The sequence below is a fragment of the Pseudomonas sp. LBUM1661 genome (assembly GCF_059695925.1).
In genome coordinates this window covers 6632474-6647197 of the sequence record NZ_CP166794.1, presented here as the reverse complement: position 1 = coordinate 6647197, position 14724 = coordinate 6632474, and the positions used below count along the sequence as shown (strand labels likewise).

Genomic DNA, 14724 nt, shown 5'->3' with positions numbered 1-14724 from the left:
GCTATGAGTATTCGTGATTGGCCGGTGGCTGAGCGGCCGCGGGAGAAGCTTCTTGAGCAGGGCCCGGCGAGTCTTTCCGACGCTGAGTTGCTGGCGATCTTTCTACGCACCGGCGTCTCCGGCAAAAGCGCGGTGGACCTGGCGCGACACCTGTTGAATCAGTTTGGCAGCCTGCGTTCGCTGCTGGAGGCTGACCAGCTGACGTTCAGCAAGCAGTTGGGACTAGGGCCGGCAAAATTTGCCCAGTTGCAGGCCGTGCTGGAAATGGCTCGGCGGCATCTGGCCGAGCGGTTGCGGCGTGATTCGGTGATGGAGAGCCCACTGGCGGTGCGCGATTACCTGAAAGCGATGCTGCGACATGAGGCGCATGAGGTCTTCGGTTGTCTGTTTCTGGACTCCAAGCATCGGGTGCTGGCGTTTGAAACGCTGTTTCGCGGCTCCATCGACAGCACCAGCGTGTACCCACGGCAGGTGGTCAAGCGCGCCTTGGCCCACAACGCCGCCGCATTGATCCTCTGCCACAACCACCCATCAGGCAACACCGACCCCAGTCAGGCCGACCGAATGCTGACCAAGCGCCTGCAAGAGGCGCTGGACTTGATTGATGTGCGAGTGCTCGACCATTTCATCATCGGGGACGGCGATCCGCTGTCGATGGCCGAGTATGGGTGGATGTAGGGCGCGCGATGCGAAGCCCCTGTGGGAGCGAGCCTGCTCGCGATTGCATTCCTTCAGTCACCGAATGTGTTGACTGACAAGACGCTATCGCGAGCAGGCTCGCTCCCACAGGGTTATGTGTTGATGTGGATTATTTGAGGCTGACCTTCGAGTAGTCCTGACGGCCGAACGGGCTGACCGAGTAACCCTCGACATCCTTGCGTGTCAGCGCGAAGGCAGTCGGATGCGCCAGCGGCAGCCACAGCGCCTGTTGCTGGATCTGCGCCTGGGCCTGTTCGTAGAGCTTGGTGCGCACACCTTGCTCGCCGGTGGTCTTGCCGGCGCTGATCAGCTTGTCCAGGTCCTGATTGCAGTAACGAGCGAAGTTGGTCCCGGACTTGACCGCCGCGCAGGAAAACTGCGGCGTGAGGAAGTTGTCCGGGTCGCCGTTGTCGCCGGCCCAGCCCATGAATAGCAGGTCATGTTCGCCAGCCTTGGCACGGCGAATCAGCTCGCCCCATTCGATCACGCGAATCTCGGCCTGAATGCCGATTTCCGCGAGGTCGGATTGAAGCATTTGCGCGCTGAGGCTCGGATTCGGGTTCAGCAGGCTGCCGGAAGGGCGGGTCCAGATGGTGGTCTTGAAGCCGTCCTTGAGCCCGGCCTTGGCCATCAATGCCTTGGCCTTTTCCACGTCATGCGGGTAGCCCGGCAAGCCTTTGGCGTAGCTCCAGGTGTTGGGCGGGTACGGGCCGTTGGCGGGCTCGGCGGTGTCTTCGAACACAGCTTTGACGTAGTTGGCCTTGTCGAACGCGAGGTTGATCGCCTGGCGTACTTCAGGTTTATCCAGCGGCGGATGCTGGCTGTTGATGCCGACGAACGCCGTCATGAAGGCGTCAGTCTTTTCGACTTTCAGCGTCGGCTCTTTCAGCGCGGCCTGTACGTCCAGAGGCTTGGGCGACAGGGCAATCTGGCACTCGTTACGGCGCAATTTCTGCAAACGCACGTTGGCATCCGGCGTGATGGCGAAAATCAGCGGGTCCACCGAAGGCTTGCCACGGAAGTAATCCGGGTTGGCCTTGTAGCGGATCGAAGCGTCTTTCTGGAAACGCGTGAAAATGAACGGGCCGCTGCCGATCGGCTGGCTGTTGAGCTTTTCCGGGGTGCCGGCCTTGAGCAGTTTGTCGGCGTATTCAGCCGAGTAGATCGAGGCAAAACCCATGCTCAGGGTCGCGAGGAAGGTCGAGTCCGGGTGATCGAGGGTGAAGCGCACGGTCAGCGGGTCCAGTGCGTCGATCTTCTTGATCAAGGCCGGCAACTGCATCGACTGGGCGTGCGGGAAGCCGCTCTGGGCGACCTTGTGCCAAGGGTGCGCCGGGTCGAGCATGCGGTCGAAGCTGAATTTCACGTCTTCAGCGGTCAGTTCGCGGGTCGGGCTGAAGTATTCAGTGCGATGGAATTTCACCTGCGGGTGCAGCTTGAACACATAAGTCAGGCCATCGGGCGTGACTTCCCAGCTGTCCGCGAGGCTGGCGACCACTTTGCCGCTGGCGGTATCGAAATCCACCAGACGGTTCATCAGCACGTCGGCCGAGGCGTTGGTGGTGGTCAGCGAGTTGTATTGCACCACGTCAAACCCTTCCGGGCTGGCCTCGGTGCAGACGCTCAGGGCGGCGGCGAAAGCCTGTGGGCCCAGCAGAAGCGGGGCAAGCAACAGCGGTAGGGCAGCGAGGCGCATGGTCGGATTCCTTTACAGATCGAAGGCCCATCTGCAAGTGCAGTCTGGAAAAGGCTTACCCTAGTGGGCTCTTTTGCAAATGACTATCCCCTTTTTCATTTTAAGGGGACTATGTGCGATTGTTTTCTGTGGGCGCTGCCTGAGAAAACCCTGAATCGGCCTGTTGGCCAATTCTCTGCGACGAGCGGTCTGCATCGACGATAGCCTTTATCCAAGGCGCTTGAAGCCTGAAAAACGGGGTTTTTATCAACTCGGCGCACACGGAATGTTGTTGCTCTCCAGTCTTTCTGGTATAAAGCAGCGCTCTTTTCTAGGGGCCCGGTTCCTTCACTGTAGGTGTAGCCGGTAAGACCTCTAAAGAAACGCGGCGCCTGGCGCCAAATGACTGAGAGATTAAGCGGCCAACCCATGCCGGGTTGGGCATGTGGTTTTAGAGGGCTGAGGCATGTCGAGAGTCTGTCAAGTTACCGGTAAGGGTCCGGTGACTGGGAATAACATTTCCCACGCAAACAACAAAACCCGTCGTCGTTTCCTGCCGAACCTGCAGCATCACCGCTTCTGGGTTGAAGAAGAGAAACGTTTCGTGCGTCTGCGCGTATCTGCCAAAGGCATGCGTATCATCGACAAGCGTGGCATCACTGTCGTGCTGGCCGAAATCCGCAAAGCCGGCAAGATCTAAGGGAGCTAATCATGCGTGAATTGATTCGTTTGATTTCGAGCGCCGGTACTGGTCACTTCTACACTACCGACAAGAACAAGCGTACTACCCCGGACAAAATCGAGATCAAGAAATTTGATCCGGTTGTTCGCAAGCACGTGATCTACAAGGAAGGCAAAATCAAGTAATTGATTTTTCCCTCTTACGAAAAAGGCCCGTATCGCGAGATACGGGCCTTTTTTGTTGCCTGTGGGTTATGCGTTGCCTGTCAGGCCCTCATCGCGAGCAGGCTCGCTCCCACATTGGAATACGGTCAACTGTGGGAGCGAGCCTGCTCGCGATAGCGTCGGCACAGACGACGCTAATTCTTAGGCTTTCTGTTCAAACGCCACATAGATCTTGCGGCACGTTTCCAGCACTTCCCACGTGCCCCGGAACCCGGCCGGGATGACGAAGCGGTCCCCTGCGCGAACGGTCTTGCTGTTGCCGTCGTTGTCGCGCAGCACGGACACGCCCTGAACGATTTCGCAGTATTCATGCTCGGTGAAGTTCACCAGCCATTGGCCGATTGCGCCTTCCCAAACACCGGCGTTCAATTGACCGCAAGGGCTGTTGTAGTGGTTGTAGACTACTTGCTCAGGGTCGCCCTTGAGGACTTTTGCCTGGTCTGGCCGATAGCGATCGGGCTGGGTAGTGGCCTGGCTGAAGTCGACGATATCCTGGATGCTCATTGTTGTTATCCCCCGTGATTGCGGCGCGATGACTGGAAAGACTCAAAGTCTATGTTTATTAAAATGAACATCGCAAGGCCGTTTGACGGCGTTATGTCAAATATATTGAAACTTCACCTGTCGCTGGTTTAGGGTGGCAGGTGCCTTGGGCCGATAAGCAGGCTGGCCAGGCAGAATTCCTGAGACCGCCCGCGAAGACCGCGGGGCGCTCGTATTCAACAAGAGGAGGACACTCGTATGACCACCCTGACTCGTGCCGATTGGGAACAACGGGCTCGCGATCTGAAGATCGAAGGCCGTGCCTACATCAATGGCGAATACACCGATGCCGTCTCCAGCGAGACCTTCGAGTGCATCAGCCCGGTCGATGGCCGTCTGCTGGGCAAGATTGCCAGCTGTGACGCCGCCGACGCCCAGCGCGCTGTTGAAAACGCCCGCGCCACCTTCAATTCCGGCGTCTGGTCGCGCCTGGCGCCGACCAAACGCAAAGCCACCATGATTCGCTTCGCCGGCCTGCTGAAACAGCATGCCGAAGAGCTTGCCCTGCTTGAAACCCTCGACATGGGCAAGCCGATCAGCGATTCCCTGTACATCGACGTTCCCGGCGCGGCGCAAGCCCTGAGCTGGAGCGGCGAAGCCATCGACAAGATCTACGACGAAGTGGCTGCCACGCCGCACGATCAGTTGGGTCTGGTCACCCGCGAGCCAGTCGGTGTCGTCGGCGCCATCGTGCCGTGGAACTTCCCGCTGATGATGGCCTGCTGGAAGCTCGGCCCGGCGCTGTCCACCGGTAACTCGGTGATCCTCAAGCCGTCGGAAAAATCGCCGCTGACCGCCATCCGCATCGCTGCGCTGGCCGTTGAAGCCGGTATTCCGAAAGGCGTGCTGAACGTGCTGCCGGGCTACGGTCACACCGTCGGCAAGGCCCTGGCCCTGCACAACGACGTGGACACCTTGGTGTTCACCGGTTCGACCAAGATCGCCAAGCAGTTGCTGATCTACTCCGGCGAATCGAACATGAAGCGCGTCTGGCTCGAAGCCGGCGGCAAGAGCCCGAACATCGTGTTCGCCGATGCGCCGGACTTGCAAGCGGCCGCTGAATCAGCTGCTGGCGCCATCGCCTTCAACCAGGGCGAAGTCTGCACCGCCGGTTCGCGTCTGTTGGTAGAGCGTTCGATCAAGGACAAATTCCTGCCGCTGGTGATCGAGGCGCTGAAAACCTGGAAGCCGGGCAACCCGCTGGACCCGGCGACCAACGTCGGCGCGCTGGTGGACACCCAGCAGATGAACACCGTGCTGTCCTACATCGAATCCGGCCACACCGACGGCGCCAAACTGGTGGCGGGCGGCAAGCGCATTCTTCAGGAAACCGGTGGCACTTACGTTGAGCCGACGATTTTCGACGGCGTGAGCAACGCGATGAAAATCGCTCAGGAAGAAATCTTCGGCCCCGTGTTGTCGGTGATCACTTTCGACACGGCCGAAGAAGCCATTGCGATTGCCAACGACACGCCGTACGGCCTCGCCGCAGCGGTGTGGACTCAGGACATTTCCAAGGCTCACCTGACCGCCAAGGCACTGCGCGCCGGTAGCGTTTGGGTCAACCAATACGACGGTGGCGACATGACGGCGCCGTTCGGTGGCTTCAAGCAGTCCGGCAACGGCCGCGACAAGTCGCTGCACGCGTTCGACAAGTACACCGAGCTGAAGGCGACCTGGATCAAGTTGTAAGTCGTTAAAAGAGGCCTGTTGCACTGACAGGCCTCCCAAACGACACAGATCCCTTGTGGGAGCGAGCCTGCTCGCGATAGCGGTGTGACAGTCGACGAAAATGTTGAATGTTGTACCGCTATCGCGAGCAGGCTCGCTCCCACAGTGTTTTGTGGTGTCGATAAAAATATCCACAGGAGCGTGGAACATGCGTTGGGCGACTTATTTCGCCGTGTTGGCGTCTGTCTTGAGTGTCGGCCTGGCCTTGGGTGTCAGCATGCCGCTGGTGTCATTTCGCCTGGAGGGCTGGGGTTATGGCTCGTTCGCCATCGGCGTGATGGCGGCGATGCCGGCCATTGGCGTACTGCTCGGCGCGAAGATTTCCAGCCATCTGGCGGCGCGTCTCGGCACGGCCAATCTGATGCGCCTGTGCCTGTGGGCCGGGGCCGTGTCCATCGGCTTGCTGGCGCTGTTGCCGAGCTATCCGATCTGGTTGGTACTGCGGCTGATGATCGGAGTGATCCTGACGCTGGTCTTCATCCTCGGCGAAAGCTGGATCAACCAACTGGTGGTCGAGCAATGGCGCGGACGACTGGTGGCGCTGTATGGCAGCAGCTATGCGCTGAGTCAGCTGGCCGGGCCGTTGCTGCTTGGCGTTCTGGGCACCGAGCACGATTACGGATTCTGGGTCGGCGTCGGTTTGCTGATGACGGCGCCGCTCCTGTTGCTGGGCCGCAGCGGTGCGCCCTCCAGCGAGGCCAGCAGCGTGACTTTTGGCGACCTGTTGACCTTCTGCCGGGGCCTGCCGGCGATTGCCTGGGCGGTGTCGCTGTTTGCGGCGTTCGAAGCGATGATCCTGACCTTGCTGCCGGTCTACTGCCTGCGTCAAGGCTTCACCACGGAAATTGCCTTGGCGATGGTCAGCACGGTGGTGGTCGGTGACGCGCTGCTGCAATTGCCGATCGGCGCGCTGGCGGATCGTTTGTCGCGGCGCACCTTGTTTACCGGGTGCGCGGTGATCTTGCTGCTGTCGAGCCTGGCGATTCCGCTGTTGATCGACACGCTATTGATCTGGCCGTTGTGGGTGCTGTTCGGCGCCAGTGCCGGCGGTTTGTTCACCTTGTCGCTGATCTTGATCGGCGAGCGTTATCGCGACGATGCGCTGGTGCGGGCCAATGCGCATATCGCGCAGTTGTGGGGGATTGGTTGTCTGGTCGGGCCGCTGGCGGCCGGGGCTGGCAGCCAGTGGATCAGCGGGCACGCATTGCCGCTGCTGATGGCGGCCGGTGCGTTTGGCCTGGTGATTTTGCTGATGCGCCAGGGAGCATTCGGCACGGTGGCCGAGCCTGCTTGAAACCTGTGGGAGCGAGCAAGCCCGCTCCCACAGGGTTACAACATGCGCTCAAGACCGACGGTGGTGCTGAACCACGCATTGAAGCGCCGCCACCAGCTCCCCGGTTCCTTGGTCAGGGTGTGCAGTTTGCCGTCGTCTTCGGTCACCCAGACGACGTGGCCCTGTTCCAGTTTCGCCTGATAACTCAAAGGCGGCGCCATGCCCTGCATGGCCAGTTCACGGACGTAGGCAGCGAATTCCGGACTGTCCACCAGCACCCCGACTTCAGTGTTCCACAGCACCGAGCGCGGGTCGAAGTTGAACGAGCCGATGAAGGATTTCTGCTGATCGAAGATGATTGCCTTGCTGTGCAGGCTGGAGTCGGAACCGCGGTAAGACTTGCTGTAAAAAATGTGCGGACCACTGCCGCCGCCTTCACCGGGTTGGCGACGCAATTCGAACAACTTCACGCCATGCTCCAGCAGCGCCTTTCGATAGGGCGCATATCCGCCATGCACCGCCGGCACGTCAGTGGCCTCCAGTGAGTTGGTCAGCATGCTCACCGAGACTCCGGCGTCGGCGCGACCGGTCAGGTACACCAGCCCCGGTTGGCCGGGAACAAAGTAAGCCGAGATCAGGATCAACTCTTTCCTGACGTTGGTGAGCTCGGGAGCCAACTGCGTGGTGAGCAGCAGTTGTGGGTCAGGTTCACCGTCGGCCAGCACCTTGCTCGGCGCGTCCCACAGCGCCTGGTTCCAGGCCCAGATCAGCTCCCGACGCCAGATGTCCATGCGTGGGTCTGTCCGGTACGTCATCAGGCGCTGATAGAGCGCGTGATTCTGCTTGCGCGTTTCCTCCAGCGATTCTTCCAGCCGGGTGCGAGTGTTCTCCAGATCCTTGGCCGTCGGTTTGCTCGAGAGGAATTGGTCGATCGGCTTGCTCAGGGCGCTGTTCCAGTACTGGTCGAAACTGTGTCCCAGTTGCTCGGCGACCGGGCCGACGCTGAGCATGTCGATGTCGGTGAAATTCAGGTTGGGCTCGGCATCGAAATACTCGTCACCCAGATTGCGTCCACCGACGATGGCCACGCTGTTGTCCGCCAGCCACAGCTTGTTGTGCATACGTCGATGCTGCTGCGACAGGTTTAACAGGCGGCCCATCGTGCGGGTCACGCCGGTGGCACGGCCAAGGTGCAGCGGGTTGAACAGGCGGATCTGGATCTGCGGATGCGCCGCCAGCGTGGCAATGATCCGGTCCAGTCCGTCACTGGTGGTGTCATCGAGCAGGATGCGCACCCGCACGCCACGGTCGGCAGCCTTGAGCAGTTCGTCCACCAGCATCCGCGTGCTGATGCCGTCATGGACGATGTAGTACTGCAAATCGAGGCTGCTTTGCGCGTTACGGATCAGTTCGGCGCGGGCGGTGAAGGCTTCGGTGCTGTTGGACAGCAGGCGAAAGCCGGACTGCCCCTGATGGGGCGCAGCTTGAGCCTGGATCGAACGGCCGAATGCCGAATCACTGGCAGGCAGTGCCTGGCTCGGTTCGCGCTGAACGTCGAAGCTGGCGCAACCGCTCAGGAACGAGGCGAGGAGCAGAAAAGCGAGCAGGGGCTGTCTGACTCTCACGTGGGATCGTTCCGATTGGCGGTTGGGGTCGGCATATGGACGCTGGTTTCCCGAGAAAGGTCAGTCGGTAATGCTGTCAGTTTCCGCCAGCAGTTTGATTGCCGCTGTGCCGACCTTGCGCACCGCTTCTTCAATCTGCGGTGTTGGCTTGGCAGCGTAGTTCATCCGCAGGCAATTGCGGTACTTGCCCGAGGCGGAAAAAATGCTGCCGACGGCAATCTGTACGCCCTGGTCGTGCAAGGCCCGATTCAGTTTCAGCGTGTCGAAGCCTTCCGGCAGTTCAACCCACAGCATGAAGCTGCCTTGCGGGCGACTGGCGCGGGTGCCGGCCGGGAAATAGCGGCTGACCCAATCGATCATCAGGTCGCGATTGCGCTGGTATTGGGTGCGCATCCGCCGCAAATGCGGTTCGAAGTGCCCGGCCTTGAGGAATTCAGCAATCGCAATCTGCGGTTGCGGCGCCGTGGAACCGGTGCTGATGTATTTCATGTGCAGCACCCGTTCCAGGTACCGGCCCGGTGCAACCCAGCCGATACGCAGCCCTGGCGCGAGGGTCTTGGAAAATGAACTGCAGAGCAGGACGCGACCGTCCTCGTCGAAGGACTTGATCGTGCGCGGACGCGGGTAGGTGTAGGCCAGTTCGCCATACACATCGTCCTCAATGATCGCCACGTCGAACCGCTGTGCCAGCGTCAACAACGCGCGTTTACGCGACTCCGGCATGATGTAGCCCAGCGGATTGTTGCAGTTGGGGGTCAACTGTATGGCCTTGATCGGCCACTGTTCCAATGCCAGTTCCAGGGCATCGAGGCTGATGCCGGTCAGCGGGTCGGTGGGAATTTCCAGGGCTTTCATGCCCAGGCCCTTGAGGGTCTGCATGGCGCCATGAAAACTCGGCGAATCCACGGCGACAATGTCCCCCGGCTCGCAGATCGCGCGGATGCTGGTGGACAAGGCTTCATGGCATCCGGTGGTGACCACCAGGTCGCTGGCGCTCAACTGGCAGCCGGAATCGAGCATCAGGCGAGCGATCTGTTCGCGCAGTTCGAGGGTGCCGTGGATATTGTCGTAATACAGACCGGGCATGTCCTGACGCCGACTGATACGCGCAAGATTGCGCAGCAGTGGTTTCATGGTCGGCGTGGTGATGTCCGGCATGCCGCGACCCAGTTGCACTACATCCTTGCGCGGTACTGCGCGGATCAATTCCAGCACCTGTTCCCACTGGGAAATATCCACTGGGCGCTGCGCGGGGCGGCCAATCGCCGGCAGCTCCGGCAGTTCCCGGCTGACGGGTACGAAGTAGCCCGACTTGGGTTTGGGCATTGCCAGCCCGCTGTCTTCCAGCATCCGATAGGCCTGCTGCACCGTGCTCAGGCTGACCCCGTGCTCGACACTCAAGGCCCGCACCGACGGCAGCCGGTCACCAGGGCGATAGAAGCCCTGTTCGATACGCGTGCCAAGCAGTTCGGCGAGGTTGACGTAAAGGGTCATGGCGCAGTCTCGGTGTAGGTGATTCGGCTAACCAGTACAGATCGGGCTGAAAATCGCGATTCAGAGGTTGAAACGCGAAATCTGTATGGAATTAATACTGCTGCGTTGAATCTGTAACGCTTTTTGTCGTCCACGCATCATGAAAGCTCTGGCTACCCAAGTAAACAGGAGCAATCAAAATGAACGGCTTGAGCGATGTGCGGCTGACGTTACGCAGTCAGGAACTGGCGGCAGGGCAAAACAACGGTACGCGCGAAGCGGTCATGCGCAACGCACCGTCGGGCCTGAGTCGCTGGGGTCTGTTCTGGCATCGCCTGCACACGCGCAAGGCGTTGCTCAGCCTGACGCCGGAGCAGCTCAGGGATGTCGGGTTGAGCAGGGAACAGGCGCGGGAGGAGGGGTTGAAGCCGTTCTGGCGGATCTGAGTTCTTTAGCGTTCTTGCGGCCCAATCGCGGGCAAGCCCGCTCCCACAAGGTATGTGTCGCTCACAAATCCCTGTGGGAGCGGGCTTGCCCGCGATTGGGCCCGTGAGAACACAGGTAAACTATCAGACCAACTCCTTCAGCCGATGCCACAACATCCCCAACGCCAACAACGGCGAGCGCAAATGCTTGCCGCCCGGGAAAGTGATGTGCGGCACTTTGGCAAACAGATCGAAACCGCCGCTCTGCTGCCCACTGATCGCTTCAGCCAGCAGCTTCCCCGCCAGGTGCGTGGTATTCACGCCATGACCGGAATACGCCTGGGCGTAATACACATTCGGCTGGTCCTTTAGCCGACCGATCTGCGGCAGGCGATTGGCACCGATGCCGATCATCCCGCCCCATTGATAGTCGATTTTCACCCCGGTCAGTTGCGGGAAAACCTCCAGCATCTTCGGGCGCATGTAAGCCGCAATGTCATGCGGGTCGCGGCCCGAATAATGACAAGCGCCGCCGAACAGCAAGCGCCGATCCGCCGAGAGCCGGTAGTAGTCCAGCGCCACCCGTTGATCGCAGACCGCCATGTTTTGTGGCAGTAGCGAGTGCGCCAGTTCTTCACTCAAGGGTTCGGTGGCGATGATGTAGCTGCCGGCGGGCAGTACTTTGCCGCTGAGTTCGGGGTTGAGTTGATTGAGGTAGGCGTTGCAACCCAGGACCAGCGTCTTGGCGCGGACCGAGCCTTGCGCGGTATGAACCCTGACCTCGGGGCCGTAATCGATACGGGTCACCGCCGACTGTTCGAACAGCTTCACGCCCAGTTGCTGTGCGGCGGCCGCTTCGCCAAGGGCCAGGTTCAGCGGGTGCAGATGCCCCGAGCCCCTGTCGATCAAGCCGCCGACGTAGCGGTCGGAACCCACCACCGAGTGCATTTCATGGGCTTGCAGCAGGCGGGTTTCGTAGCGGTAACCAAGGCTGCGCAGTTCTTCGGCGTCCTCGGCGAAACCTTCCAGGTCGCGGGGTTTGTTGGCGAGGTCGCAGTAGCCCCAGGTCAGGTCGCAAGGGATCTGAAAACGCTCGACCCGCTGTCGGACGATTTCCACCGCTTCCAGGCCCATGAGTTTCATCTGACGCACACCTTCCGCGCCGATCACGTTGGCGAACTGATCGAGGCCATGACCGACGCCACGAATCAATTGCCCGCCGTTGCGGCCGCTGGCGCCCCAGCCGATCTTGTGAGCTTCGAGCAGTACCACGCTGAGGCCGCGTTCGGCGAGCTCCAGCGCCGTGTTCAGTCCCGAGAACCCGCCACCGACCACGCACACATCGGCCACCAGTTCGCCGGCAAGCATCGGATGATCCGGCTGCGGCAGGCTGCTGGCGGCGTAATAAGAAGCGGTGTGCTGAGCGCGGGCATTCATGCGCGGAATCCTGATTTTTTGCGTTTAGAAAATTTGACGGAGCATAAGCCGGACCTTCCCAGGCGGGCAACACTGGTCGGTTGGTGCTGTCTGGATCGGGGCTTTTGCGTCAGAATCCCGGCCTAGTCCGCTTTTGGTGACCGCTTCGATGAGCTGCAACAGTCAGAAAATTCGCACGCTACGCCAGCAGATTCCCTCGTTCGAGTGCGTGCCTGGCTGTCATGACTGCTGTGGGCCGGTGACCACCTCACCGGAAGAAATGTCCCGTCTGCCGCGCAAGACCCGCGCCGAGCAGGACGCGGCAATGGATGAGCTCAACTGCGTACACCTGGGGCCCAACGGCTGCACCGTGTATGACGAGCGACCGCTGATTTGCCGGTTGTTCGGCACCACCAAGACCTTGCCATGCCCCAATGGGCGCGGGCCGGTGGAGTTGATACATCCGAGGGTTGAAAAGCAGATTCATGAATACATGGCGTCGACCCGGCAGGTCCTCGTCTGAGGGAAGACCGAGTCGCCTGTAATCGCTAGCAGGCTAGCTCCCACACTGGATCTGTGTCATGCACAGAATGTGTGTCTGCTGAAGATCAACTGTGGGAGCTAGCCTGCTAGCGATGGGGTCCGACCTGGCACCCCAAAATTTCAATCCGGAATCGGCAGATTCAAGCTCTCTTTCACCTCTTCCATCACGATGTAGCTCTTGGATTCGCGCACATGCGGCAACTTGAGCAGGATGTCGCCCAGCAGCTTGCGGTACGAGGCCATCTCGGAAATCCGCGCCTTCACCAGATAGTCGAAATCCCCTGACACCAAATGGCATTCCAGCACATGGGGCAGTTTCAGCACCGCGCGTCGGAACTCTTCGAAAGTATCGCCGGATTTGTAGTCGAGGCTGATCTCGACGAACACCAGGAGACTGCCCTTGAGGTGCTGCGGATTGAGCCGGGCGTTGTAGCCCATGATGATCCCTTCGCGCTCCAGGCGCCGGACCCGCTCGGTACAGGGCGTAGTCGAGAGTCCGACCTTTTCCCCCAGCTCGGTAAAGGAGATGCGCCCGTCCGTTTGCAGGATCCGCAGGATGTTGCGATCGATCTTGTCCAGCTCACGTTTGGTCTGAGTGTTGGTACGCATAGGGGATGCGCCTCCGTGAAAAGGGTTTTTGCCGAGAATTGTCGCCAAATATAGGCACTTATATAGTGAAAAGCACTGCCTAATCTTTTTTACACTGCGCACATCAATGCTCGACAACTACGAACGTCAGCGGCAAGCCGCGATGAGGGATATGAAAATGCGCGTTATGGTCTTGGGTAGCGGCGTCATCGGTACCGCCAGTGCTTATTATCTGGCCCGTGCCGGGTTTGAAGTGGTGGTGGTGGACCGTCAGCCGGCCGCTGCCATGGAGACCAGTTTCGCCAACGCTGGCCAGGTGTCGCCAGGTTATGCCTCGCCGTGGGCCGCGCCGGGCGTGCCGCTCAAAGCCATCAAGTGGCTGTTGCAGCGTCACGCACCGCTGGCGATCAAGGCCACCGCCGACATCGACCAATACCTGTGGATGGCGCAGATGCTGCGCAACTGCACCGCCAGCCGTTATGCGGTGAACAAGGAACGCATGGTCCGTCTGTCCGAGTACAGCCGTGACTGCCTCGACGAATTGCGCGCCGAAACCGGCATTGCCTACGAAGGCCGCAGCCTCGGTACTACACAGTTGTTCCGCACCCAGGCTCAACTCGACGGCGCTGCGAAAGACATCGCGGTCCTGAAAGAGTCCGGCGTGCCGTTCGAACTGCTCGACCGCGCCGGCATTGCCCGCGTTGAGCCGGCCCTGGCCAGCGTCACCGACATCCTCGCCGGTGCCCTGCGCCTGCCGAACGACCAGACCGGCGACTGCCAGATCTTCACCACCCGCCTGGCCGAAATGGCTGTGAAGCTGGGTGTGGAATTCCGCTTCGGCCAGGACATTCAGCAACTCGACTACGCCGGTGATCGCATCAACGGTGTGTGGATCGACGGCAAGCTGGAAACCGCCGACCGCTACGTGCTGGCGCTCGGCAGCTATTCGCCGCAACTGCTCAAGCCGCTGGGCATCCGCGCCCCGGTGTACCCGCTCAAGGGTTACTCCCTGACCGTGCCGATCACTAACCCGGCGATGGCCCCGACTTCGACTATTCTCGACGAGACCTACAAGGTCGCGATCACCCGTTTCGACAACCGCATCCGCGTCGGCGGCATGGCTGAGATAGCCGGTTTTGACCTGTCGCTGAACCCGCGTCGACGCGAAACCCTGGAGATGATCGTCAACGACCTTTATCCTCAGGGCGGCGATCTGGCCCAGGCCAGTTTCTGGACCGGTCTGCGTCCGACCACGCCGGACGGCACACCGATCGTTGGTGCCACGCCGTTCAAGAACCTGTTCCTGAACACCGGTCACGGCACGCTGGGCTGGACCATGGCGTGCGGCTCCGGTCGTTTGCTGGCTGACCTGATGGCGAAGAAAACGCCGCAGATCAGCGCCGAAGGCCTCGATATTTCTCGTTATGGCAACAAAACCCAGGAGTCCGCAAAACATGTCAATCCAGCGCCAGCTCACCAATGAGCGCATGAGCCAGATCGTCGTTAACAACGGCACCGTGTATCTGGCAGGGCAGGTCGGCGACGATATGAACGCCGGGATTGAACAGCAGACCCGTGAAACCCTCGCCAACATCGAGCGTTTGCTCGATCTGGCCGGGACCGACAAGAGCCGTTTGCTGTCGGTGACGATTTACTTGAAAGACATTGATGCGCACTTCGAAGGCATGAACGCGGTGTGGGACAAGTGGCTGCCTAAAGGTGTCGCACCTGCTCGCGCCACGGTTGAATCGAAGTTGTGCGAACCGGAAATCCTGGTGGAGCTCTCGGTTGTAGCCGCTCTGCCATAAGCCTGTCAGAAAGATCCCT

The 14724-nt window shown here is 60.3% G+C and carries 15 protein-coding genes; 9 read left to right on the top strand and 6 right to left on the bottom strand.

Going from position 1 to position 14724, the window contains the following annotated elements:
• The first annotated feature begins 3 nt into the window (after positions 1 to 3).
• On the top strand, positions 4 to 678 hold the full coding sequence (gene radC, locus ACA057_RS30615; protein ID WP_497344743.1) for a RadC family protein: 675 nt from the start codon (positions 4 to 6) through the stop codon (positions 676 to 678).
• Between the two features lie 130 nt (positions 679 to 808).
• Here the strand turns inward: radC and ACA057_RS30610 are convergent, their stop codons facing one another.
• A complete protein-coding gene (locus ACA057_RS30610) occupies positions 809 to 2395 on the bottom strand; it encodes an ABC transporter substrate-binding protein (RefSeq protein WP_497344741.1) in 1587 nt (528 codons plus the stop codon).
• 445 nt (positions 2396 to 2840) lie between these two features.
• Here ACA057_RS30610 and rpmB point away from each other — a divergent pair, with 445 nt between their 5' ends.
• Positions 2841 to 3074 carry a 50S ribosomal protein L28 gene (rpmB, locus tag ACA057_RS30605; protein ID WP_007894701.1) on the top strand — a complete coding sequence of 78 codons (234 nt, stop codon included), beginning with the start codon at positions 2841 to 2843 and terminating at the stop codon, positions 3072 to 3074.
• Between the two features lie 11 nt (positions 3075 to 3085).
• Positions 3086 to 3241 carry a 50S ribosomal protein L33 gene (gene rpmG / locus ACA057_RS30600; RefSeq protein WP_007894709.1) on the top strand — a complete coding sequence of 52 codons (156 nt, stop codon included), beginning with the start codon at positions 3086 to 3088 and terminating at the stop codon, positions 3239 to 3241.
• 180 nt (positions 3242 to 3421) lie between these two features.
• Here the strand turns inward: rpmG and ACA057_RS30595 are convergent, their stop codons facing one another.
• Positions 3422 to 3784 carry a cupin domain-containing protein gene (locus ACA057_RS30595; protein WP_497344739.1) on the bottom strand — a complete coding sequence of 121 codons (363 nt, stop codon included), beginning with the start codon at positions 3782 to 3784 and terminating at the stop codon, positions 3422 to 3424.
• Between the two features lie 237 nt (positions 3785 to 4021).
• Between ACA057_RS30595 and ACA057_RS30590 the strand changes: the two genes are divergently transcribed.
• Both ACA057_RS30590 and ACA057_RS30585 read left to right on the top strand, forming a co-directional pair.
• Positions 4022 to 5515: an aldehyde dehydrogenase gene (locus ACA057_RS30590; protein WP_123367151.1), complete on the top strand. Its 1494-nt coding sequence runs from the start codon at positions 4022 to 4024 to the stop codon at positions 5513 to 5515.
• A 187-nt stretch (positions 5516 to 5702) separates the two neighbouring features.
• Positions 5703 to 6848: an MFS transporter gene (locus ACA057_RS30585; RefSeq protein WP_497344737.1), complete on the top strand. Its 1146-nt coding sequence runs from the start codon at positions 5703 to 5705 to the stop codon at positions 6846 to 6848.
• 35 nt (positions 6849 to 6883) lie between these two features.
• On the opposite strand, the gene ACA057_RS30580 is transcribed toward ACA057_RS30585, so the two are convergent.
• Positions 6884 to 8452 carry a phospholipase D family protein gene (locus tag ACA057_RS30580; RefSeq protein ID WP_497344735.1) on the bottom strand — a complete coding sequence of 523 codons (1569 nt, stop codon included), beginning with the start codon at positions 8450 to 8452 and terminating at the stop codon, positions 6884 to 6886.
• A gap of 60 nt (positions 8453 to 8512) precedes the next feature.
• Entirely contained in the window at positions 8513 to 9946 is a 1434-nt protein-coding gene (locus ACA057_RS30575; RefSeq protein WP_497344733.1) for an aminotransferase-like domain-containing protein, read from the bottom strand.
• Positions 9947 to 10125: 179 nt separating this feature from the next.
• On the opposite strand from ACA057_RS30575, the gene ACA057_RS30570 reads away from it, so the two are divergent.
• Positions 10126 to 10371 carry a DUF1127 domain-containing protein gene (locus ACA057_RS30570; RefSeq protein ID WP_497344731.1) on the top strand — a complete coding sequence of 82 codons (246 nt, stop codon included), beginning with the start codon at positions 10126 to 10128 and terminating at the stop codon, positions 10369 to 10371.
• Between the two features lie 123 nt (positions 10372 to 10494).
• On the opposite strand, the gene ACA057_RS30565 is transcribed toward ACA057_RS30570, so the two are convergent.
• Positions 10495 to 11787, bottom strand: coding sequence for an NAD(P)/FAD-dependent oxidoreductase (locus ACA057_RS30565; RefSeq protein WP_497344729.1), 1293 nt, complete (start codon positions 11785 to 11787; stop codon positions 10495 to 10497).
• 148 nt (positions 11788 to 11935) lie between these two features.
• On the opposite strand from ACA057_RS30565, the gene ACA057_RS30560 reads away from it, so the two are divergent.
• The gene (locus ACA057_RS30560; RefSeq protein ID WP_007947437.1) at positions 11936 to 12289 is read left to right on the top strand and encodes a YkgJ family cysteine cluster protein; all 354 of its coding nucleotides are present in this window, start codon (positions 11936 to 11938) and stop codon (positions 12287 to 12289) included.
• Between the two features lie 140 nt (positions 12290 to 12429).
• Here ACA057_RS30560 and ACA057_RS30555 read toward each other — a convergent pair whose 3' ends face one another.
• Positions 12430 to 12918, bottom strand: a complete 489-nt coding sequence (locus ACA057_RS30555; protein ID WP_003176896.1) for an Lrp/AsnC ligand binding domain-containing protein — start codon at positions 12916 to 12918, stop codon at positions 12430 to 12432.
• Positions 12919 to 13075: 157 nt separating this feature from the next.
• Here ACA057_RS30555 and dadA point away from each other — a divergent pair, with 157 nt between their 5' ends.
• Together dadA and ACA057_RS30545 are read left to right on the top strand one after the other, a co-directional pair.
• The gene (dadA, locus tag ACA057_RS30550; RefSeq protein WP_401355878.1) at positions 13076 to 14380 is read left to right on the top strand and encodes a D-amino acid dehydrogenase; all 1305 of its coding nucleotides are present in this window, start codon (positions 13076 to 13078) and stop codon (positions 14378 to 14380) included.
• A complete protein-coding gene (locus tag ACA057_RS30545; RefSeq protein ID WP_059403897.1) occupies positions 14352 to 14705 on the top strand; it encodes a RidA family protein in 354 nt (117 codons plus the stop codon). The genes dadA and ACA057_RS30545 overlap by 29 nt, the downstream gene beginning before the upstream one ends.
• Positions 14706 to 14724: the final 19 nt, after the last annotated feature.